The sequence below is a fragment of the Streptomyces sp. NBC_01006 genome (assembly GCF_045162725.1).
Lineage (GTDB): Bacteria > Actinomycetota > Actinomycetes > Streptomycetales > Streptomycetaceae > Streptomyces.
In genome coordinates this window covers 6769121-6789663 of record NZ_CP108700.1, presented here as the reverse complement: position 1 = coordinate 6789663, position 20543 = coordinate 6769121, and the positions used below count along the sequence as shown (strand labels likewise).

Annotated in this window: 18 protein-coding genes and 1 riboswitch; of the genes, 2 read left to right on the top strand and 16 right to left on the bottom strand. The window is 71.7% G+C overall.

The window, feature by feature from the left end:
• Positions 1–153 precede the first annotated feature (153 nt).
• Positions 154–1152 carry a peptidoglycan DD-metalloendopeptidase family protein gene (locus OG509_RS30780; RefSeq protein WP_406185872.1) on the bottom strand — a complete coding sequence of 333 codons (999 nt, stop codon included), beginning with the start codon at positions 1150–1152 and terminating at the stop codon, positions 154–156.
• A 4-nt stretch (positions 1153–1156) separates the two neighbouring features.
• Positions 1157–1365, bottom strand: a riboswitch (cyclic di-AMP (ydaO/yuaA leader).
• 278 nt (positions 1366–1643) lie between these two features.
• Between OG509_RS30780 and OG509_RS30775 the strand changes: the two genes are divergently transcribed.
• Entirely contained in the window at positions 1644–2462 is an 819-nt protein-coding gene (locus tag OG509_RS30775) for a tyrosine-protein phosphatase (protein WP_406185871.1), read from the top strand.
• 27 nt (positions 2463–2489) lie between these two features.
• Here the strand turns inward: OG509_RS30775 and OG509_RS30770 are convergent, their stop codons facing one another.
• The 15 genes from OG509_RS30770 to OG509_RS30700 form a co-directional block, all read right to left on the bottom strand.
• A complete protein-coding gene (locus OG509_RS30770; RefSeq protein ID WP_406185869.1) occupies positions 2490–3872 on the bottom strand; it encodes an aspartate aminotransferase family protein in 1383 nt (460 codons plus the stop codon).
• Positions 3869–4897: an adenosyl-hopene transferase HpnH gene (hpnH, locus tag OG509_RS30765; RefSeq protein ID WP_406185868.1), complete on the bottom strand. Its 1029-nt coding sequence runs from the start codon at positions 4895–4897 to the stop codon at positions 3869–3871. Before hpnH ends, OG509_RS30770 begins: the two co-directional genes overlap by 4 nt.
• 5 nt (positions 4898–4902) lie before the next feature.
• On the bottom strand, positions 4903–5592 hold the full coding sequence (locus OG509_RS30760) for a 1-hydroxy-2-methyl-2-butenyl 4-diphosphate reductase (RefSeq protein ID WP_406185867.1): 690 nt from the start codon (positions 5590–5592) through the stop codon (positions 4903–4905).
• Positions 5592–7562: a squalene--hopene cyclase gene (gene shc / locus OG509_RS30755; RefSeq protein ID WP_406185865.1), complete on the bottom strand. Its 1971-nt coding sequence runs from the start codon at positions 7560–7562 to the stop codon at positions 5592–5594. The genes OG509_RS30760 and shc overlap by 1 nt, the downstream gene beginning before the upstream one ends.
• 117 nt (positions 7563–7679) lie before the next feature.
• The gene (locus tag OG509_RS30750) at positions 7680–8780 is read right to left on the bottom strand and encodes a polyprenyl synthetase family protein (protein ID WP_406185864.1); all 1101 of its coding nucleotides are present in this window, start codon (positions 8778–8780) and stop codon (positions 7680–7682) included.
• Between the two features lie 50 nt (positions 8781–8830).
• On the bottom strand, positions 8831–10210 hold the full coding sequence (gene hpnE / locus OG509_RS30745) for a hydroxysqualene dehydroxylase HpnE (RefSeq protein ID WP_406185863.1): 1380 nt from the start codon (positions 10208–10210) through the stop codon (positions 8831–8833).
• A 109-nt stretch (positions 10211–10319) separates the two neighbouring features.
• The gene (gene hpnD, locus OG509_RS30740) at positions 10320–11291 is read right to left on the bottom strand and encodes a presqualene diphosphate synthase HpnD (RefSeq protein WP_406185862.1); all 972 of its coding nucleotides are present in this window, start codon (positions 11289–11291) and stop codon (positions 10320–10322) included.
• Entirely contained in the window at positions 11288–12223 is a 936-nt protein-coding gene (gene hpnC, locus OG509_RS30735) for a squalene synthase HpnC (protein WP_406187726.1), read from the bottom strand. The genes hpnD and hpnC overlap by 4 nt, the downstream gene beginning before the upstream one ends.
• Before the next feature lie 343 nt (positions 12224–12566).
• Entirely contained in the window at positions 12567–13349 is a 783-nt protein-coding gene (locus OG509_RS30730; protein WP_385580757.1) for an ABC transporter ATP-binding protein, read from the bottom strand.
• On the bottom strand, positions 13342–14277 hold the full coding sequence (locus OG509_RS30725) for an ABC transporter permease (RefSeq protein WP_385580754.1): 936 nt from the start codon (positions 14275–14277) through the stop codon (positions 13342–13344). Before OG509_RS30725 ends, OG509_RS30730 begins: the two co-directional genes overlap by 8 nt.
• 130 nt (positions 14278–14407) lie before the next feature.
• Positions 14408–15289 carry a glycosyltransferase family 2 protein gene (locus OG509_RS30720; RefSeq protein WP_385580923.1) on the bottom strand — a complete coding sequence of 294 codons (882 nt, stop codon included), beginning with the start codon at positions 15287–15289 and terminating at the stop codon, positions 14408–14410.
• An 8-nt stretch (positions 15290–15297) separates the two neighbouring features.
• Positions 15298–16077 carry a CDP-alcohol phosphatidyltransferase family protein gene (locus tag OG509_RS30715; RefSeq protein ID WP_385580751.1) on the bottom strand — a complete coding sequence of 260 codons (780 nt, stop codon included), beginning with the start codon at positions 16075–16077 and terminating at the stop codon, positions 15298–15300.
• Entirely contained in the window at positions 16055–17116 is a 1062-nt protein-coding gene (locus OG509_RS30710; protein WP_053689224.1) for an iron-containing alcohol dehydrogenase family protein, read from the bottom strand. Before OG509_RS30710 ends, OG509_RS30715 begins: the two co-directional genes overlap by 23 nt.
• A complete protein-coding gene (locus tag OG509_RS30705) occupies positions 17104–17856 on the bottom strand; it encodes a sugar phosphate nucleotidyltransferase (protein WP_406185861.1) in 753 nt (250 codons plus the stop codon). The genes OG509_RS30710 and OG509_RS30705 overlap by 13 nt, the downstream gene beginning before the upstream one ends.
• The gene (locus tag OG509_RS30700) at positions 17853–19625 is read right to left on the bottom strand and encodes a DUF5941 domain-containing protein (protein WP_406187725.1); all 1773 of its coding nucleotides are present in this window, start codon (positions 19623–19625) and stop codon (positions 17853–17855) included. Before OG509_RS30700 ends, OG509_RS30705 begins: the two co-directional genes overlap by 4 nt.
• Before the next feature lie 317 nt (positions 19626–19942).
• Here OG509_RS30700 and idi point away from each other — a divergent pair, with 317 nt between their 5' ends.
• Positions 19943–20542: an isopentenyl-diphosphate Delta-isomerase gene (idi, locus tag OG509_RS30695; protein ID WP_385580742.1), complete on the top strand. Its 600-nt coding sequence runs from the start codon at positions 19943–19945 to the stop codon at positions 20540–20542.
• Position 20543: the final 1 nt, after the last annotated feature.

The following is a 20543-nucleotide window of genomic DNA, read 5'->3' as shown; positions in this document are numbered from 1 at the left end:
TCACCCCGGCACGTGACCTACGCCACCGTAGGCAGGGGTTGACGGACCGTGATCTATACCACCCGGTCGGTACGGAATAACAGCGCGTGAGGCCGGGACCCCCCTCGGGTCCCGGCCTCACGTGTCCGGCTGCCTCTCCGACGGCGGAAGCCGTCAGATGCTCACACCCTTCGAGCGGAGGTAGGCCAGCGGGTCGATGTCCGAGCCGTAGGACGGCCCGGTGCGGATCTCGAAGTGCAGGTGCGGGCCGGTCGAGTTGCCGGTGGAGCCGGAGAGGCCGATGGTCTGGCCGCCGGTGACGCTCTGGCCGACCGAGACGGAGAGCTGGGACAGGTGGCCGTACTGGGAGTACTTGCCGTCCGCGTGCCGGATGACGACCTCGTTGCCGTACGCGCCGCCCCAGCCGGCGGAGACCACGGTGCCCGCGCCGACGGCGCGGACGGTGGTGCCGGAGCTCGCGATGAAGTCGACACCGGTGTGGTAACCGCTGGACCACATGGCGCCTGGGGTCTTGTACTGGGTGGAGATCCCGCCACCGCTGACGGGGGCGACGAAACCGGCGGCGCTGACCGTACCGGCGGCGGGCTTGGCGGCGGTGTTCTTCTTGGCGGGCGCGGCGGCGGGGGCCGGCGCGGCGTCCGCGGCGCCCTTGGCATCCGTGGAGCCCTTGGCGTCCGAGGCCGAGTCCGCACCCGAGTCCGAGGACTTCTTCGCCGGGGCCGGGGCCGCCTTCTCCGCGGGAGCCGGGGCCGCCTCGCCCTTCGCGTCGAGGGTCAGCTTCAGCCCGGGGTGGATCAGCGAGGGGTCGGCGCCGACGGCCTCGCGGTTGTCGGCGTACAGCCGCTGCCAGCCGCCCGAGAGGTGGCGGTCCTGGGCGATCTTGGAGAGGTAGTCACCCGGCACGACCGTGTAGACGGCCGAAGTGGCCGGCGAGCCCTGCTCGGCGGCGGCGGGCGCGGCCTGGAGCGCCGCCGGAAGCTGCGGTGCCTGCACGGGAGCCGCTGCGGGTGCGGCGGCCGGGGCGCCGGCCGCGTGGGCGCCGGCCGCGCCCAGCAGCGGCAGCGCGAGGGCCGCACCGCCGGTGCCCGCGACGGCGAAGCCGCGCGCCATGGAACGGGACTTGGGACGTCGGTGCTTACCCTTTGCAGGCATGGCGAATTCCTCTCCGTCGCCTGCGAGGTGAGCTGTCGGGTTCGGACTGGAGATGTCCGGCCGTACATGAACAGAACATGGACGGCTTCACCCCGAGCTGCTCCGATGCGAATGATCGGGAACAGCGGCCTACCTGGTTCCCCCGCTCCTGCCGCGCGCGTGAATAGTCGGGTGCGGTTTCCGGACGGCGGCAGGATTCGGCGGTCCATCCGGATCGATCGCGAAGGTAATCGAGTTGAGCCGCACCGAACAAGCCACGAATTTCCTGACGGATTCACAGAAGCCGGAATCCGCCGGAATTCCGGTCACCCTCCGTCAATTCCCCGGCGCCGACAACCGCCCCGGCCGGGCCATTCCGCTTCGACGATCAGGCACTCACGGTCACCGTATGATCTGGCTCACGGGGCCGCGCCCGATCTCGCCTCCGGTTATGGCAAGTTGGTCCCAAGCAGTGCAATTCGGACAGACCACGACGATGCGGAGGAGTTCCCGTGACCCAGCAGATACCCCGGCCCCCGCGGACGGAGCCCGTACCGGAGCCCGAGCTCGCGGAAGTGCGCAACTTCCGTGACGTGGGCGGCCTCCCGACCACCGACGGGCGGACGGTCAAGCCGGGAAAACTGTTCCGTAGCGGACATCTGGCACATGCCACCGAAACCGATGCAGAATTCCTCGCATCGCTCGGCCTGCACACCGTCTTCGACTTCCGCAACGCCGCCGACCACGCCCTGGAGGGGCCCGACGTCGAGCTCCCCGGAGTACGGAACGTCAACATCCCGCTGTCGGATCCGGCCGACGGCAAGGAGTTCTGGAAGATGGTCCGCGACGGCGGCGTCGAACAGCTCCGCGGACTCCTCGGCGGGGGGAAGGCCGCCGAGCGGATGGCCAACTCGTACCGCGCGATGATCGAGAACCGCACCGCCGAGCACAGCCGGGTCGTGCACGCCCTCGCCGAGGACAGCGTCCCTGCGCTCATGCACTGCGCGGCCGGCAAGGACCGGGCCGGCCTGTCGATCGCCGTCACCCTGCTCGCGCTGGGCGTCGAGCGCGAGGCGATCGTGGCGGACTACCTGGAGTCCAACGCCCCGCACCGCCGATACCGGGTGCGCCGCGGCAGCGAAGCGCCCGAGGCCCGCTCCCCCGAGGTGATGGAGCTGCTCGCGCCGCTCTTCGACGCCCGCGCCGAGTACCTGACGGGAGCCTTCGACACCATCGACCAGCACTGGGGCGGGGTCGACCGGTACCTCGCCGAGGGCCTGGGGCTCACGCCCGAGACCCTCGGCCGGCTGCGGGACCGGCTGCTCGACTGAGCCGCCCCCGCGAAGAGGAGCAGGCCGTCAGCCGCCGCCGACGGCCTGCTTCACCAGCGTCCTGCCGAAGTCCCACATCAGGGCGCCCCCGCCGTGCGCCTCGTCCATGACCTCGCGGAAGGCCCCGACGAACCGGTCCACGTCCCCCTCGTCCACGATCAGCGGCGGGATGAGCTTGATGACCTCCAGATGGTCGCCCGACACCTGTGTCAGGATCCGGTGCTTCTGCAGCAGCGGCACCACGACCATCTGCGCGAAGAGCCCCTTGCGGGCCGCCTGGAGCATGGCCCACCGGCTGCGCAGCCCGAGCGAGGACGGCCGCCCGAACTCGATCCCGATCATCAGGCCGCGCCCGCGCACGTCGTGGAGCAGCTCGTACTCGTCCACGAGCGCGGCGAGCCGCCCGCGCAGCAGGTCGCCCATCGCGCGCGCGTTCGCGACCACCGACTCGTCCTCCATGACGGAGAGCACCGCCAGCCCGGCCGCCATCGCCTGCGCGTTGGAGCCGAAGCTGGCGGAGTGCACCAGCACCCGGTCCATGGACGAGTAGACGCGTTTGAAGATCCAGTCCTTGCCCAGGGTCGCGCCCACCGGCACGTAGCCGCCCGAAAGGGCCTTGGCCACGCACACCAGGTCCGGCTCCACGCCCGGCTCGTGCTGGTACGCGTAGAAATCGCCGGTCCGGCCGAGGCCCGTCTGCACCTCGTCCGCGATCAGCAGGGCCTTGTGCCGGTGCAGCAGCTCCTGCGCCGCGCGCAGGAATCCGGGCGGGGCCGCGAGCACGCCCTTGCCCTGGATCGGTTCGACGACGAAGGCGGCGACGTCGCCCCGCTTCAGCTCCCGCTCCAGGGCGGCCAGGTCCCCGAGGGGGATCTTCGTATCGGGCAGCAGCGGCGCGAAGCCGTCCCGGAAGCCGCCCTCCCCGTTGACCGACAGCGAGCCCGTGGTCAGCCCGTGGAAGGCGTGGTCGCAGTAGAGGACCCTGGTCCGCCCCGTTGCGTACCGGGCGAACTTGAGGGCCGTCTCCACCGCCTCGGTGCCGCTGTTGCCGAAGAAGACCCGGTCCAGGTGCGGGCTGTACGAGAGCAGCTTCTCGGCCAGCAGCCCGGGCAGCGGCTGGCAGTCGAAGCGGGTCAGATCGGCGAGCTGCGCGTCCAGGACGTCGTGCAGGGCCCGGCGGACCACCGGGTGGTGCCGGCCCAGGCCCATCACCCCGAACCCGGCCAGCATGTCCAGGTAGTCGTTGCCCTCGGCGTCCCAGAAGTGCGCGCCCTCGGCCCGTACGTAGACCTTGTCGAAGCCGATCGTGTGCAGCATCCGGGGCAGCTGGTGGTTGAGGTGGCGCGCGTGGAGCTCGTACCGTTCCGCGCCCCGCTCGTCCAGCAGGGCGCGGAGGTCGAAACCGGTCACGGCTTCTCCCGGTTCCCCGAGACCGTCTCACGGGCGGCGCGCAGGGATTCCTTGAGGGAGCCCATGGTGGCGAGGACGGCGGTGGGCTCGTAGCCGCAGTGCGCCATGCAGTTCGCGCAGCGCGGGTCCTTTCCGCGGCCGTACTTGCTCCAGTCGGTTTCCTCGATCAGTTCCCGGTACGTGGGCACGTACCCGTCGCTCATCAGATAGCAGGGGCGCTGCCAGCCGAAGAGGGAGTAATTCGGAATGGCCCAGGCGGTGCAGGGGAAATCCACCTTGCCCTCCAGGAAGTCCAGGAACAGCGGGGAGTGGTTGAGCCGCCAGCGCCGCCGGTTTCCGCCCGCGAACGCCTTCCTGAAGAGTTCCCGGGTCTGCTCGACCCCCAGGAAGTGCTCCTGGTCGGGGGCCTTTTCGTAGGCGTAGGCGGGCGAGATCATCATTTCGTCGACCTTGAGGTCGTCATTGAGGTAGTTGAGCACCTCGATGATCGTCTGCGGGGTGTCGGTGTTGAAGAAGGTGGAGTTGGTGGTGACCCGGAACCCGCGCCTCTTCGCCTCCTTGATGGCGGCGACCGCCTCGTCGAAGACGCCTTCCTTGGCCACGGACTCGTCGTGGCGTTCACGCAGTCCGTCGATGTGCACCGCGAAGGCGAAGTACGGGGACGGGGTGAACTTCTCGATCTTCTTGCGCAGCAGCATCGCGTTGGTGCACAGGAACACGTACTTCCGCTTCGCCACCAACTGCCGGACGATCTCGTGGATCTGCGGGTGCATCAGGGGCTCGCCGCCCGCGATGGACACCATCGGCGCGCCGGACTCCAGGACGGCGCCGACCGCCTGGGCCACCGGCATGCGCTGCTTGAGCACGCCCGCCGGGTGCTGGATCTTCCCGCACCCCTCGCACGCCAGATTGCAGGCGTAGAGCGGTTCCAGCTCGACGATCAGCGGGAACTTCTCACGCTTGCGGAGCTTCTGTTCGAGAAGATACGTTCCGACCCTGATGGACTGTCGCAGCGGCATGGCCATCTGGCTCACCTCCTGGGGAGCAGCAAAGAACGGTGCCAGTCATAAAACGCGGGCAGTACGGCACGCAATACGCGGAAGGCCGATATTCCACCGCGGAACGTGCCGATGCGGACGAGCTCATGCTCCGGAGCGTCCACGATCACCCGGACGGCCGCAACCGGACGGTTCCAGCCATCCGCGGCGGCCCGGGTGGCCGTCCACAGGGTGGCCGCGGACTCCATGTCGACCGCGATGGCACCGGTGGCGCGCAGCTCGGCGCGCTCCTGGCCGCGGACGACATGGTCGGATCCGGTCAGTGCGCCGGTGTGCACGGTCCGGCCGGGAGCGGCCCGGGCCAGTGCCTCGGCGAGCAGGGCGGTGCCGGCGCACGTGACGGTGCCCCGCGGATCCCGGGTCTCCTCGGCGACGACCAGGTCGCCGGGGCTCATGCCGGGGACCAGCCCGGCGCAGAACCCGGTGGCCAGGACCGGGGACCGGCGCAGCCCGGGCTCGGCGAGCGCCCGGCCGACGGCCCGCTCGGCTGCGCGCGGGCCCATGCCCGTACGGAGCACGGCGTAGCCCGGTTCGGGCCGGGCTGCGCCGCGGCCGCCGCCGCTGCGCAGGGCCGCCTGCTCGATGCGCAGCGCGCAGGCGACCAGCAGCGGTGCGGGCGGCTCGGACGGTACGGGTCCGCCGGCCCGGGCGGCGCCGGCCATCAGGCCTCCCCGGGCGCGAAGGGTTCCCCGTACAGGTAGCGGCCGAGCGCGGTGAGCGGGAACACCTGCCGGTACAGGTGGTAGTTGATGGAGAAGTCCCACGGGAACCCGGTACCGGTGAAGTACGGCTCGTCCCAGGAGCCGTCCCCGCGCTGGGTCTCCACCAGGTAGGCGATGCCGCGCAGGACGGCCTTGCCGTCCCGCTCCCCCGCCGAGAGCAGAGCCATCAGCGCCCACGCCGTCTGCGAGGGGGTCGAGGCCCCCTTCCCGGCCCACTGCGGGTCCTTGTACGAGCGCTGGTCCTCGCCCCACCCGCCGTCCTCGTTCTGTACGGATTCCAGCCAGCGCACGGCCCGCCGGATCGCGGGATGCGCCGGAGCCAGGCCCGCGGCGGTCAGGGCCGGGACCACCGACCCGGTCCCGTACACGTAGTTGGTGCCCCAGCGGCCGAACCAGGCGCCGGTGGGCTCCTGTTCGGCGAGCAGCCAGGCGATGCCGCGCCGGGTCCGCGGGTCGGCGGCCTTGCCCTCGACGGCGAGCATCTCCACCACGTGTGCGGTGACGTCGGCCGACGGCGGGTCGATGACCTCGCCGAAGTCGCAGAACGGCAGCCGGTTCGGGAAGGGGCTGGTGTTGTCGGCGTCGAAGGCGCCCCAGGCACCGTTCTTCGACTGCATCCCCAGGTTCCAGGACACCCCGCGGGCGATGGCCGCCTCGACCCGGGCCGGCTCCGGGTGCCTGATCCGGCGCAGCGCGAGCACCACCTCGGCGGTGTCGTCGATGTCGGGGTAGGTGTCGTTGTGGAACTCGAACGCCCAGCCGCCCGGGGCAAGTCCGGGCCGGCGCACCGCCCAGTCGCCGGTGCGGACGATCTCCTCGCCGAGCATCCAGTCGGCGGCCTTCACCAGGGCCGGGTGGTCGGGCGCCAGGCCCGCGTCGGCCAGGGCGATGGCGGCGAGGCAGGTGTCCCAGACCGGGGACTGGCAGGCCTCGATCATCCGGGCACCGTCCTCGCGCCACACCGCGAACCGGTCCAGGGACTCCAGCCCCGCCCGCATCACCGGGTGGGCGAGGTCGTACCCGAGGAGGTGCAGGGCGATGACGGAGTACACGGCGGGTGGCTGGATCCCGCCCCAGCAGCCGTCGTTCTCCTGCCGCTCGATGATCCAGCGGGCGGCGGAGTCCATCGCGGCCTTGCGCAGCCGGCGCGGGGCGAACCTGCGGTAGACGTGCAGGGCCTTGTCCATCCGCTGGAAGGCACCCTCCCAACTGGCCAGCGGGGCCGGGCGCTCGGCGACGGGGTACGGGCGCCGCGCGTCGGTGTGCAGCTCGTCGAGGGCGAACGGGGCCGGGCGGACGGGCCGCTTCGCGGAGACCACGGTCAGCGGGACGATGGTCTGGCGGGCCCAGCAGCCGAAGTCGTAGATGTTCAGCGGCACCCACGGCGGCAGGAAGACCAGCTCGGGCGGGAGTTCGGGCAGGTGGTCCCAGCTCCACCAGCCGAAGAGGGCCAGCCAGATCCGGGTGAAGACGCGGGCGGCGGCGATGCCGCCGTGGGCCCGGATCCAGGCCGAGGCGAGGGCCATGTGCGGGGCGTCCGGCGCGTCGCCGGCGAGCCGCAGGGCGACGTACGCCTCGATGGTGGCGGAGAGTTCGGGCGGTCCGCCGTGGAAGGTGGCCCAGGTGCCGTCCGCGCCCTGTTCGCCGCGGATGAAGAGGGCTGCGGCCTGCGTGGTGGGCTCGTCCCGGATCCCGAGGAACTGCCGCAGCAGAAGGTCCTCGGCGTCCATGGTGACGTTGGTCTCCAGGTCGCCCTTCCACCAGCCGGCCGCGTCCTGGCGGGCCAGCAGGTGCCGGGTCGCCCGCGCGGCGGCCTCCTGGGCCCCCCGCAGGTGGGCGGGCCCGGGCGCGGGCGCGGTGTCAGCCGGGTCGGCGCCGGGGGTACCGGCGCCGTCGGTCGTCGCTGTCATGGCTTCCCCTTACGTGGCAGTGGTCCTCTGCTGTGCTGGGGTATGCCGTCGGCCGGGCGCTGCTGTCAGGCGGCGCCGGCCGGCGACTCGCGAGTCATATCCCTGCTCGGGTGGCGGTCACCTCTTGCGCACGACGACGAAGTCGGCGAGCGCGACGAGCTGTTCGCGCACCCGCTGCGGCATGTCCACGTCGTCCAGGGCGCGGATGGCGATCGCGTGCTGGCGGCGCGCCTCCTCGGCGGTCCACTCGCGGCCGCCCGCGGCCTCGATGAGCGCGGCGCGCGCCGCGAACTCCTCCTCCGAGAAGTTCTCGAAGTCGTTGCTCTTGGCGTCGGCGGCGAGCAGCTCGGCGAGCTCCTCGCAGGCGGGTCCGCCCGCCGCGAGGGCGGCGACGACCGGCAGGGACTTCTTGCGCTGGCGCAGGTCGCTCCAGGTCTGCTTGCCGGTGGCCTCCGGGTCGCCCCAGATGCCGAGGAGGTCGTCGACGGCCTGGAAGGCGAGGCCGAGGTGGTAGCCGTACTCCTCCAGCTTGTCGGCCGTACGGTCGTCCGCGCCGCCGAGCACGGCGCCGATGGAGACCGCGCAGGCGAGCAGGGCGCCGGTCTTGTTGCCCTCCATCTCCAGGCACTCCTCGACGCTGACGCGCTCGCGGTGCTCGTAGGAGATGTCCTGGGCCTGGCCGTCGATGAGCTTGCGGCTGGCTGTGGTCAGGCGGCGCGCGGCGCGGCCGGCCTCGGCGGTGCCGAGTTCCAGCAGGACCTCGTTGGCTAGGGCGAACAGCGCGTCGCCGACCAGGATCGCCAGCGCCGGGCCGTGCACCTTCCACACCGTGTCGCGGTGGCGGCGCTGCTCGTCGCCGTCCATCAGGTCGTCGTGGAGCAGCGAGAAGTTGTGGACGAGCTCGACGGCCACGGCGCCCGGGATGCCGACCTCGGCCGCGGCCCCCGCGGCCTCCGCGGAGAGCAGCGCGAGGGCGGGGCGCACGGCCTTGCCGCCGTCGCCGTCCGCCGCGTTGCCCTGGGCGTCGATCCAGCCGAAGTGGTACGCGGCGACGGTGTCCATGGGCGCCGCGAGCCGGTCGACCGCGGCGCGGAGCACGGGGGTCGACAGCGCGCGGCCGCGCTCCAGGAGTGCGAGCGTGTCCGCCTTCTCGACGCCCCCGCCGGCTGCGCCGTTGCCGGCGTCCGTGTTCTCGACAGCCGGATTCCCCGGGTTCACTGGCTCTCCTCTGTGTCCTGTACGTGTTGCTGCGGTCGTGCTGGTGGTCGTCATGCCGCCTCCTGCAGGGGGTGCTCCCGGTGGCGGCCGAGTGCGGCGAGTGCGGCGTGCGCCGCGCTCAGTCCGCTGCGGACAGCGCCCTCCATGGTCGCGGGCCAACCGGTGGCGGTCCACGCACCGGCGAGGTAGAGGCCCGGCGTGTCGGTCCGCGCCCCGGGGCGCAGCCGGCCGACGCCGGGGGTGGGGGCGAACGTGGCGGTCCGCTCCCGGGTCACGAAGAAGTCCCGTACCTTGGCGCCGCGCGCGGCCGGCAGCAGCCGTTCCAGCTCGGGCAGGTACTTGGCGCGCAGCACCGAGACGGGCTCGTCGATGTCGTCCTGGGCGGCCGACTGGGACAGCGCCAGGTACTGGCCGCCGTCGGGCAGCCCGGAGGCGTCGGTGCGGTCGAAGACCCACTGGACCGGGGAGCCGAGTGCGGCGAAGAAGGGCTGCTTGAGCACCTTGCGGTCGTAGACGACGTGAACGTTGAGGATGGGCGCGGTGCCGATGTCGAGGAGCTTGTCGGGGTCGGCCAGGGCTCCGGGCGGCAGCAGTGCGTGCGCCTCGCGTTGCGGGACGGCGAGGACGACGGTGCCGGCGTCGAGGGACCCGCTCTCGGTGTCGACCCGCCAGTTCCCGTCCTGGATACGGGAGATGCAGGTGACGCGGGTGCGCAGCTCGGTGCGTACGCCGGCCGCGTCGAGTTGCTTGCGGGCGAGGGTGTCGTGCAGGTCGCCGAGCGGGACGGTGGCCCAGCCGATGTCGGCGGCGCCGTTCTCGGAGAGCAGGCCGGTCTTGAAGACCATGGCGGCCAGGCCCAGCGAGGACTGTCCGGCGGTGGCGTTGAGGGTGGCGATGCCGACGAGGTCCCAGAGGGCCTCGATGGTGCGCGGGCTCTGGCCGTAGCGGCCGAGCCAGGTCGCGAAGTCCAGGCCGTCCAGCGCCGGGTCGGCGGGGTCGAGCCGGCGCAGCGCGAGGGCGGCGCGGCCGACGCTCACCCGCTCGGCGAGCGAGAGGTGCGGGTAGCGGGCGAGGGAGCCCGCCAGGTGCAGGGGTACGGGCAGGGCGCTGCGGCGCAGCCGGCCCAGGCGGGGGCCGGCGGGGTGGGCGACGTCGAGTACGGGTACGTCGAGCCGGTCCTGGACGGGGGCGAGGGCGGCGCCCTCGACGCGGTCGAGGAACCACCGGTAGGCGGTGCAGCAGCGCAGGTAGACGTGCTGGCCGTTGTCGACGGTGAGGTCGCCGCGCTTGAAGGAGAAGGCGAGCCCGCCGAGCCGGGGGCGGCCTTCGAGCAGGGTGACCTTGAGGCCCGCGTCGGCGAGTTCGAGCGCGGCGCTCACTCCGGCGAGCCCGCCGCCGATGACGACGGCGCGGTCGTCGCTGCCGTTCATGAGCCCTCCCGGGTGCCGTGCCCTGCGGCGCACGCCTGGAGGGACGCGGCCGTACGGAAGGAGGTTGCGTCCGCCGTGAGGGGCGCGGCGGGCGGGGGCGTCGGCCGGATCACGCGCGCCTCCGCGTGCTCTGGCGGGAGATGGTCCGGGCGTCGAGGCCGGACAGGCCGCGCACGGCGACGTACGCCTTCTCGTGCGGGGGCAGCGAGACGCGGCCGCGGAGCACGGCCTCGGGCTCGCGCTCGATGCGGTCGAGCAGGCGCCGGTAGATGCCGGCCATGGCGGCGACGCAGGCGCCGCTGCGCCGGTCGAGCATGGGCAGCAGCCGGTAGCCCTCGACGAACAGGGCCCGGGCGCGCCGCACTTCGTGGTGGACGAGCCCGGCGAAGTCGGCCCCGGCGGGCATCCGGTCGCTTCCGAACCCGTCCGAGCAGCCGAACTTGGCGAGGTCCTCGGCCGGCAGGTAGGTGCGTCCGTTGGCGGCGTCCTCGCGGACGTCGCGCAGGATGTTGGTGAGCTGGAGGGCGAGGCCGAGGGTGTCGGCGTACTCGCCGGCCCGCGCGGCGTCGGCGGCGCCGAGGCCGCCGGTGTGCACGGTTCCGAACACGCCGAGGGAGAGCCGCCCGATGGCTCCGGCCACGCAGCGGCAGTAGGCCTTGAGGTCGTCCCAGGTCTCGTAGGTCTCGCCGCGGACGTCCATGAGGACGCCGTCGATGAGCTCGTCGAGGCCGCCGAGCGGGATCGGGAAGCGGCCGGCGGCGTGGGAGAGGGCGACGGCGACCGGGTCGGTGTCGTCCTCGTCGATCTCCTCGGCCCGGATCCGGCCGAGGAGGGCGCGGGTCTCCTCCAGCCGGACGAACTTGGCCTCGGGGGCGAGCGTGCCGTCGCCGATGTCGTCGACGCGCCGGGAGAACGCGTACAGAGCGGACATCGCCTGCCGCTTGTCGGAGGGCAGCAGCCGGATGCCGTACGCGAAGTTGCGCGCCTGGGAACCGGTGATGGCCTCGCAGTAGCTGTACGCCGCCAGGACCGCTGCGGACGGTGCGGACGTGTGTGCGGAACCCTCCACGGTCGGGCTCACCCCTTTCTCGGCGCTGTGCGCAGGACGGCGGCCACCTCGCGGAGCAGGCCGCTCCTGGTGGGCTTGGGCGGGCCGGGAAGTACGTCGAAGCCGGCGGCGGTGACGGCTCGCAGGGCGGCACGCCCTCCTCCCACGAAGCCCGCGAGCAGCAGCCGGAGCCTGCCGTGCACGCTACCCACGAGCGGGGTGCCTTCATTCAGCAGGTCCCGGGCGCGTTCGGCTTCGAACGCGACCAGGGAGCGCACGGAGGCGCCGGCGCGGTGGGCCTTGAGGTCGGTTTCGGCCACGCGGAAGCGGCGCATGTCCTCGGCCGGGAGGTAGATCCGGTCGCGGCCGAGGTCCTCCGTGACGTCCTGTACGTGTTCGACGATCTGCAGGGCGGTGCAGACGGCGTCGGAGCGGCGGATCCGCTCGGGGGTGCTGGTGCCGGTGAGGGACAGCACGAGGCGGCCGACGGGGTTCGCGGACAGCTCGCAGTACGCGAGGAGTTCGCCGTACGTCTCGTAGCGCTTGACGCGCTGGTCCTGGCGGTTGGCCTCGATGAGCCCGAGGAAGGGCTCGGGGGTGAGGCCGTGGGCGCGGACCACGGGCCGCAGCGCCTGCAGGAGGGGGTGGCGCGGCCCGCCGCCGGAGCCGCCGAAGACGCGCTGCAGGTCGGCTTCGAGGGCGTCGAGCATGGCGAGCGGTTCGTCCGCCGCGGCCGGGTCGAGGCCGAGGAGTACGGCGTCGTGTCCGCCGGGGGCGAGGTCGCCGTCGCCGATGTCGTCGACCAGGCGGGCGTACCCGTACACCGCCATGAGGCCGTCGCGCCAGGCGCGCGGGAGGAAGGACGGGGCGACGGGGAAGTTCTCCTCGCGCGCCTTGCCGAGGGTGGCGTACGCGTGGGCTCGGGCGTCGGGGGCTGTGGGGGCCGCGTCCCGGTGTGGCCGGATACCGTGCCCGGCGGTCACCGCCCGCCGCCCGCGCGGGGGACGGCCGTAATGCCTGGGGGCCGGAGAATTCCCGTAGCCATTGCCGTCACGTCTCCCGTTCTACACTGCCGACCCAATACATCCTATTTCGGACACGCCGCCGGACTTTCCCCGGGGTACCCCAGGCCGTTCACCTGCGGGGAATCGTCCCCTCTGGCGTGATTCAGGACTGCTCCAGCTTACGCTGTACAACGCCGCGGCAGCCTCTCGGGTATTCACTCCGCTACCGAATGTCGGCCCCGGGCGCCCCGGACATGCCGAAGCCCCCACCGCTCGGAGCGACGGGGGCCGGCGAAGACCGCGGTCAGGCGCTGGTCGCCTTCTCGTAGGCCGAGACGACTTCCTCGGTGGGCCCGTCCATCAGCAGCTCACCCTTCTCCAGCCACAGCACGCGGCTGCAGGTGTCGCGGATGGACTTGTTGTTGTGGCTCACCAGGAAAACGGTTCCGGCGTGCTTGCGCAGTTCGCGGATGCGCTCCTCGGAACGCACCTGGAACTTCCGGTCACCGGTGGCCAGGGCCTCGTCGATCATCAGGACGTCGTGGTCCTTGGCCGCGGCAATGGAAAAGCGCAGGCGCGCCGCCATACCGGAGGAGTACGTGCGCATCGGAAGGGAGATGAAATCGCCCTTGTCGTTGATGCCCGAGAAGTCGACGATGTCGTCGTAGCGCTCCCGGATCTGCTCGCGGCTCATTCCCATCGCGAGACCGCCGAGGACCACGTTGCGCTCACCGGTGAGGTCGTTCATCAGCGCGGCGTTGACACCCAGCAGCGAGGGCTGGCCGTCGGTGTAGACCTTGCCGGACTCGCAGGGCAGCAGCCCCGCGATGGCACGCAGCAGGGTGGACTTGCCGGAGCCGTTGGAGCCGATGACGCCGATGGCCTCGCCGCGGTACGCCGTGAAGGAGACGCCGCGCACGGCGTGGACCCGGCGCACGCCCGGCGCATCGCCCTTGCCCCGGCGCATTATCTTGCTCAGCGCGGCGGTGGCGCTGCCCCTGCCGGAGCTGCCGGTGTTGACGCGGTAGACGATGTGCACGTCGTCGGCGATGACGGTGGGGACGTCGCCCCGGTAGTTCTCAGCCACGGCCGTAACGCTCCTCAGCCTTCCAGAAGTACACGAAACCGCCGAGGCCGATCACGACGGCCCAGCCGACGGCGAAGGCCCAGACGTGCGGCGGCAGGTTCTCCGGGCCGTAGTCGTCGATCAGCGCGAACCGGACCAGGTCCATGTAGATCGCCGCGGGGTTCCACTGGAGCACGTCCGAGACCCACGCGGGCACGTCCCGCTCCTTGAGCGCCCCGCTGATCGAGAACATGACGCCCGAGGCGTACATCCACGTACGCGTGATGAACGGCATCAGCTGCGCGAGGTCGGGGGTCTTGGAACCCATTCGCCCGAAGACCAGCGCGAGGCCGGTGTTGAAGACGAACTGGAGCGCCAGGGTCGGGATGACCAGCAGCCACGACAGCCTCGGGTAGTTGCCGAAGCCGACCGTGACGACCACCACGACGATCATCGAGTACAGCAGCTGCTGGAGCTGCTGCATCGAGAAGGAGATCGGCAGGGAGGCCCGCGGGAAGTGCAGGGCGCGGACCAGGCCGAGGTTTCCGGGGATGGCCCGGACTCCCGCCATCAGCGAGCTCTGGGTGAAGGTGAAGACGAAGATGCCCGTCACCAGGAAGGGGATGTAGACCCCCTTCTCCATGCCCCGGCCCGCGTTCAGGATCAGGCCGAAGATCAGGTAGTACACCAGCGCGTTGAGCAGCGGGGTGGCCACCTGCCAGATCTGGCCGAGCCTCGCCTCGCTGTACTGGGCCATCAGCTTGGCCCGGGAGAACGCCATGATGAAGTGGCGCCGGTCCCACAGCTGCCGCACGTACTCGGCCAGGGTCGGCCGGGCACCGCTGACGGACAGGCCGTACTTCCTGGCGAGCTCCGCCGGGGTCAGCCCCGCGTCTTCGGACGGCGGCTTGCTCGTGGCGAGGGCGCCATCCTGGGTTGTGTCACTCACAAGTTGAAACTTTCCGTCTTCAAGATGCGGCAGAAGGTGGCATCGGGCCTGGGGCGCTCGGCCCGAGAACGTGCATGTTCCGTGATCACGTATGTTCCGTGACCGCGTCATGTTCTCAGACGCGAGCGTGTCAGATGACAGGCGGTCGGCCCAGCCGGGTCAGCCGCCAGACCGTACGCCACTTCATGGGGCGCCGGGGACCGCAGGGGGTGGTCCATCCCTCTTTGAACCCACCGAACCAGGCCTTGAGCGCCGGCGCCGAGGGCCTGCGCAGGAGCGTCAGCAGGAGCCAGACGCCCAGGTAGACCGGGACCAGCGGAGCGGGCAGGTTACGGCGGGCGAGCCACACCCGGTTACGGGCAACCATACGGTGGTAGACGGCGTGCCGGGAGGGGGCGGTCGTCGGGTGCAGGAGCACCATGTCCGCCCGGTAGTCGATCAGCCACCCTGCGTCGAGCGCCCGCCAGGCCAGATCGGTCTCCTCGTGCGCGTAGAAGAACTCCCCCGGCAACTCTCCGACCTGCTTGAACACCGACGTGCGGACGGCGTTGGCGCCGCCCAGGAAGGTGGTCACGCGGGAGGAGCGCATCGGGTCCGAGGCGCGCAACCGGGGCACGTGCCGGCGCTGGGTCTCGCCGGACTCCGGATCGGCGATCCGGAAGCTGACGATCCCGAGCCGGGGGTCCTCCGCGAAGGCCTGCCGGCACAGCTCGGCGGTGTCGGTGCGCTCCAGCAGCCCGTCGTCGTCGAGGAAGAGCAGGGCGTCGACCTCGCTGCCGCCGGGGCCGAAGGCCTCGATGCCGACGTTGCGGCCGCCGGGGATGCCCAGGTTCTCGGGCAGCTCGACGGTGCGCAGACCCGGCAGCAGACCTTCCAGCCCGGTGACCTGGACGCCCTGGCCCACGACGACGACCTCGACCGGGTCGCCCTCCTGGCGGGCCACCGAGTCGAGGAGCGCCTTGAGCTCGTCGGGGCGGTTGCCCATGGTGATGATCACGGCGCCCAGCCGCATCGGCGTCGTCACTTGAGCCTGCTGGAGGCCAGGATCGACACCAGGTGCAGCACCGTCTGGAGCATCGCGATGCCGGCGAGCACGGCGACGCCGAGCCGCGTGAAGAACAGGTCGCCCCGCATCTGGTCCAGAATCGCCAGCAGCAGGATGAGCAGCGAGGCCTCGATGCCGAGGACGAGCCGGTGGAACTTGAGCGCGGACGCGGCCCGGCGGGCGAGCGCCATGCCGGAGGAGCGCGGCTCGGCGGCGGCCTCGGCGACGGGCTCCTTGCCCGTCTGGTGCCGGGCGACGCCGACCAGGTCGGTCTCGGCCTTGATCAGGATGGCGCCGAGGGCCGCGAGGGTGCCCAGGAAAGCCCACAGCCAGTCGATCCGGCCGGTGCCCCACAGGTCCGAGGCGCGCAGGCCGAAGCCGACGAGGACCGCCGCGTCGCACAGGTAGGCGCCGACGCGGTCCAGGTACACCCCGGAGAGGGAGAACTGCTTCTTCCAGCGGGCGACCTCACCGTCGACGCAGTCGAGCAGCAGGTACATCTGGACCGCGACCACGCCGAGGACGGCGCCCAGGATGCCCGGCACGAGCAGGGCCGGGGCGGCCAGGACACCGGCGAGGGTCATCACGTAGGTCAGCTGGTTGGGCGTGACCTTGGTGTTCACCAGGACGCGGGTGATGCGCAGGGAGATCTCGCGCATGTACAGGCGACCGCCCCAGTGCTCGCCACTGCGCCGGTCCTTGACGCCCGGCGGGTGAACGACGGGCCGGAGTTCAGCTACGGATGGTCTTGGCATAGTCGGCGTAAGCGTCCCTGATCTCGGCTGCGGACAGATTGAGGTGCTCCAGGATCGTGAAGCGTCCCGGACGGGTCTGGGGGGCGTACTCGACGGCCGCGACGAACTCGTCCACGCTGAACCCGATCTCGGCGGGCAGCACGGGCAGTCCGTGGCCGCGCAGTGACTCGACGAACAGCCCGGCCTGCTCGTCGGCGCCGCGCAGGAACATCGCGAAGGCGGCGCCGAGGCCGACCTGCTCGCCGTGGAGCGCGGAGCGCCCCGGGTAGAGCAGGTCGAAGGCGTGGCTGATCTCGTGGCAGGCGCCGGACGCCGGCCGGGTGTCCCCGCTGATCGACATGGCGATGCCGGTGAGCACCAGGGCCTCGGCGAGCACGGTGAGGAACGTGTCGTCGCCGCAGCCGCCGGGGTGGCGCAGGACGGCCTCGCCGGCCGTACGGGCCATGGCGGCGGCCAGGCCGTCCACGGGCTCCCCGGTGATCTTGTGCGAGAGCTCCCAGTCGGCGATGGCCGAGATGTTGGAGAGCGCGTCGCCGATGCCGGAGCGTACGAACCGCACCGGGGCGTCGCGGATCACGTCGAGGTCGATGACCATCGCGATCGGCGTGGGCACGCCGTAGGAGCCGCGCCCGTTGTCGTTGTCCAGCGTGGCCACGGGCGAGCAGATGCCGTCGTGCGCCAGGTTGGTGGCGACGGCCACCATGGGCAGCCCGACCCGCGCCGCGGCGTACTTCGCCACGTCGATGATCTTGCCGCCGCCCAGGCCGACGACGGCGTCGTAGCGACGGCCCTTTATGTCGTCGGCCAGCTTGACGGCGGAGTCGATGGTGCCGTCGGCGACCGGGTACCAGTCGGCGTGCGGCAGTACGGGCTCCAGCTTGGAGCGGAGCAGCTGGCCGGAGCCGCCGCTGATCGCGATCGCCAGCTTGCCGGACGCCGAGATCCGCTGGTCGGCCAGGAGGCCGGCCAGGTCGTCCATGGCGCCGCGGCTGATGTCGACGACGACCGGGGAGGGGATGAGCCTCGTCAGTACTGGCATGCGATCGTCCGGCCCTTGGCGAGGTCGTCGTGGTTGTCGATCTCGACCCACTTGACGTCGCCGATGGGGGCCACGTCGATGACGAAGCCGTCGTTGACGAGCTGCTGGTAGCCGTCCTCGTAGTACAGGTCGGGGTCGCGCTCGAAGGTGGTCTTCAGCGCCGCGGCGAGGGCCTCGGCGGCCTCCGGCTCGATGAGGGTGACGCCGATGTACTCGCCCGTGGCGTCGGACGGCTCCATCAGCTTCGTGATCTTCTGCACGCCCTTGGCGCCGTCGACGACGACCTTCATCTCCTCGTCGGCCAGGCTCTTGACCGCGTCGAGGGCGAGGATGATCTTCTGGCCGTTGCCGCGGGCGTCGAGCAGGGTCCGCTCGACGGAGACCGGGTGGACGGTGTCGCCGTTGGCGAGGATCACACCCTGCTTCAGGACGTCACGGGCGCACCACAGGGAGTAGGCGTTGTTCCACTCCTCGGCCTTGTCGTTGTCGATCAGCGTGATCTTGACCCCGTACTTGGCCTCCAGGGCCTCGCGGCGCTCGTACACGGCCTCCTTGCGGTAGCCGACGACGATCGCGACCTCGGTGAGGCCGACCTCGGCGAAGTTGCCGAGGGTGAGGTCCAGCACGGTCAGGCTGTCCTCGGCGCCTTCGGGGCCGACGGGCACGAGGGCCTTGGGCAGGGTGTCGGTGTAGGGACGCAGGCGGCGTCCGGCACCGGCAGCGAGTACAAGGCCGATCATGCTGGTTCTCCTTCGTCATGTACGGCGGGTGCCCCGGAGGAGACCCAGAAGCGGATGCTCTCCACGAGCACCACCAGTGCCACGAACACGGCCAGGGCCGTGAGCGCGACGGGGAACGTGTCACGGGGCAGGACCGCGGCCAGGACCACGGCCAGCAGGACCCGGCCGTCCTGCCCGCCGATCGTCCACACCAGCCACCTGGGCGGCGCGCCCGAGCCGCCGCGGATGCGGTAGACCGTGTCGTAGTGATGGTAGGCGACCGCCGCGACCAGTCCGAATGCGGCCGGAAGGGCCCCGGGGACGTCGGCACGCACAGCGAGCGCCAGCACGGTCACGTACTCGGCGCAGCGGAACACCGGCGGGATGAGCCAGTCCAGCGCCCCCTTGAGCGGGCGGGAGACCGCCGCACCGGCGGCTATGACGTAGAACACCGCGGACCCGATCAGTGCGACGGTGCCGTACGGCCTCAGCGCGGCCCCGCCGATGACGAGGACGGAGCCGATCAGGGCCATCGCCAGCGGGGCGACGGGCCGCCCCTTGGCCAGGCCCGTGCCGATCGATGCCAGCGGGCCGGAGTCGGCGAGGTCGGCCAGCGCCTGGGCGGCCCGGTCGGTACGGACGGCCTTGCGGGTCAGCGAGCGCAGCACCCGGCCGGCGGTGGTGTAGAGGGCGCCGAAGGTGCAGCCGATGAGCAGGGCGTAGAAGACGATCCGGGGGGTGGTGGCCGCGGTGAGCACCGCGATCATGGCCCAGCGCTCGCCGATCGGCAGGATGATCATCCGCCGGACCCAGACCGTCCAGCCGACGCTGTCGAGCTTGTCGGACAGGGCGGCCGTGGGGCTGGTGTTCGCCGTGGCGTCGTGGTTGGCCTCGTTGAAGGCGAAGTCCACGACGTGGCGGCAGGTCATGAGGATCATCGCGCCGAGCGCGAGGGCCCACACGTCGTCGCCGTTCCTGGCCGCGCCCAGCGCGAGGCCCGCGTAGAAGGAGTACTCCTTCGCGCGGTCGAAGGTGGCGTCGAGCCAGGCGCCCATCGTCGAGTACTGGAGCGAGTAGCGGGCGAGCTGCCCGTCCGTGCAGTCCAGGACGAAGGAGACGAGGAGCAGCACACCGGCCGCGATGTAGCCGCCGCGCTCGCCGGTGGCGGCGCAGGCGGCCGCGATCAGCGCGGTGATCAGGGAGGCGGTGGTGACCTGGTTCGGGGTCAGGCCGCGGCGCGCGCACCAGCGGGCGATGTAGCGCGAGTACGGGCTGATGAAGAAGGTGGTGAAGAACCCGTCGCGGGACTTCACGGCGGTGCGCAGCCGTACGGCCTCGTCGTCCACGGCGGCCACGGCGGCGTCCGCCGCGGCGCGCTCGGCGTCGGTGGCGGGGACCGCGGCGACCAGGGTGCCGAGCTCGGGGCGGTGGACGGGGGTCCCGGCGGCCTCGACGGCGGCGGCGAGCCGGTCCGCGTACGGGCCGTCACCCTCCGCCGGGAGGGCCGCGGCCTTGTCCAGGGTCGCGCGGGCACCCGACTGGACCGCGAAGGCGCCGGTCACGCCGCAGGCGTCGAAGCGCGGGTCGGTCAGCGCGAGCCGCAGGGCGTGGACGTGCCCGACGAAGGCGCTGTCGACGACGGCGACGCGCTGGTCGGCGGGTACGCCGGCCAGCACCTCGGCGGTCGCTTCAGGACCGGCGGCCGGGCGGACGTCGAAGCCGAGGGAGCGCAGCTCGTCGGCGAGCGGTGATCCGGGGACCGGCAGGCCGGTGAGGATGACGGTCGACAGACGGACTCACTCCTTGCAGCGAACACTGGACGGGCGCCCCTGTGGGGGCGGCGGCACGTCGGCAGAGGCTATCGGATCGATGGAAGCGGGGGTTCACCACCCGTTTACTCTCCGATAAGCCGAAGATTCCGGGGCTTGGGGCCCCGGCGCGATCATCATTGACGATCGCGGTGAGATACCACAAACCCGGGGAGCACGGGTGCTCCGCCACCGCCGCTTACCACGCTGCGCGGGCGGACATGCGCGGATGGCCGAAGTGGGGACAAGCCTCTTTTGTACGGCAGACTGAAGGTCGAAGTCCGAAGCGAAGGATGGGTATGCCGACCACACCAGCCACCGCCGCGAACACCGCGTCCCCCGGCACCGGCACTCAGGAACCGATCATGCTCGAACTGGTCGATGAGTCCGGCAACACCATCGGCACGGCGGAGAAGCTCTCCGCCCATCAGGCGCCCGGTCTGCTGCACCGGGCCTTCTCCGTGTTCCTCTTCGACGAGCAGGGCCGCCTGCTGCTCCAGCAGCGGGCCCTCGGGAAGTACCACTCCCCCGGCGTCTGGTCGAACACCTGCTGCGGTCACCCCTATCCCGGGGAGTCGCCGTTCGCGGCGGCGGCCCGGCGGACCCACGAGGAGCTGGGCCTGTCGCCCTCGCTGCTCGCGGAGGCGGGAACCGTGCGCTACAACCACCCGGACCCCGCGTCGGGTCTGGTGGAGCAGGAGTACAACCACCTTTTCGTGGGACTTGCGCAGTCGCAGCTGCGGCCGGATCCGGAGGAGGTCGGGGACACCGCGTTCGTGACCGCCGAGGAGCTGGCCAAGCGGCATGCCGAGGTTCCGTTCTCCGCCTGGTTCATGACCGTGCTGGACGCGGCCCGGCCCGCGATCCGCGAACTGACCGGGGATGCCGCGGGCTGGTAGC

Excerpts from the sequence above, each read along its gene's own strand:
- hpnE (WP_406185863.1), bottom strand. The coding sequence starts at position 10,210 with ATGAACGGCAGCGACGACCGCGCCGTCGTCATCGGCGGCGGGCTCGCC.
- idi (WP_385580742.1), top strand. The coding sequence starts at position 19,943 with ATGCCGACCACACCAGCCACCGCCGCGAACACCGCGTCCCCCGGCACC.
- shc (WP_406185865.1), bottom strand. The coding sequence starts at position 7,562 with ATGACAGCGACGACCGACGGCGCCGGTACCCCCGGCGCCGACCCGGCT.
- OG509_RS30710 (WP_053689224.1), bottom strand. The coding sequence starts at position 17,116 with ATGCCAGTACTGACGAGGCTCATCCCCTCCCCGGTCGTCGTCGACATC.
- OG509_RS30715 (WP_385580751.1), bottom strand. The coding sequence starts at position 16,077 with ATGCCAAGACCATCCGTAGCTGAACTCCGGCCCGTCGTTCACCCGCCG.
- OG509_RS30760 (WP_406185867.1), bottom strand. The coding sequence starts at position 5,592 with ATGGCCGGCGCCGCCCGGGCCGGCGGACCCGTACCGTCCGAGCCGCCC.
- OG509_RS30720 (WP_385580923.1), bottom strand. The coding sequence starts at position 15,289 with ATGCGGCTGGGCGCCGTGATCATCACCATGGGCAACCGCCCCGACGAG.
- hpnH (WP_406185868.1), bottom strand. The coding sequence starts at position 4,897 with ATGGCCATGCCGCTGCGACAGTCCATCAGGGTCGGAACGTATCTTCTC.
- OG509_RS30705 (WP_406185861.1), bottom strand. The coding sequence starts at position 17,856 with ATGATCGGCCTTGTACTCGCTGCCGGTGCCGGACGCCGCCTGCGTCCC.
- OG509_RS30780 (WP_406185872.1), bottom strand. The coding sequence starts at position 1,152 with ATGCCTGCAAAGGGTAAGCACCGACGTCCCAAGTCCCGTTCCATGGCG.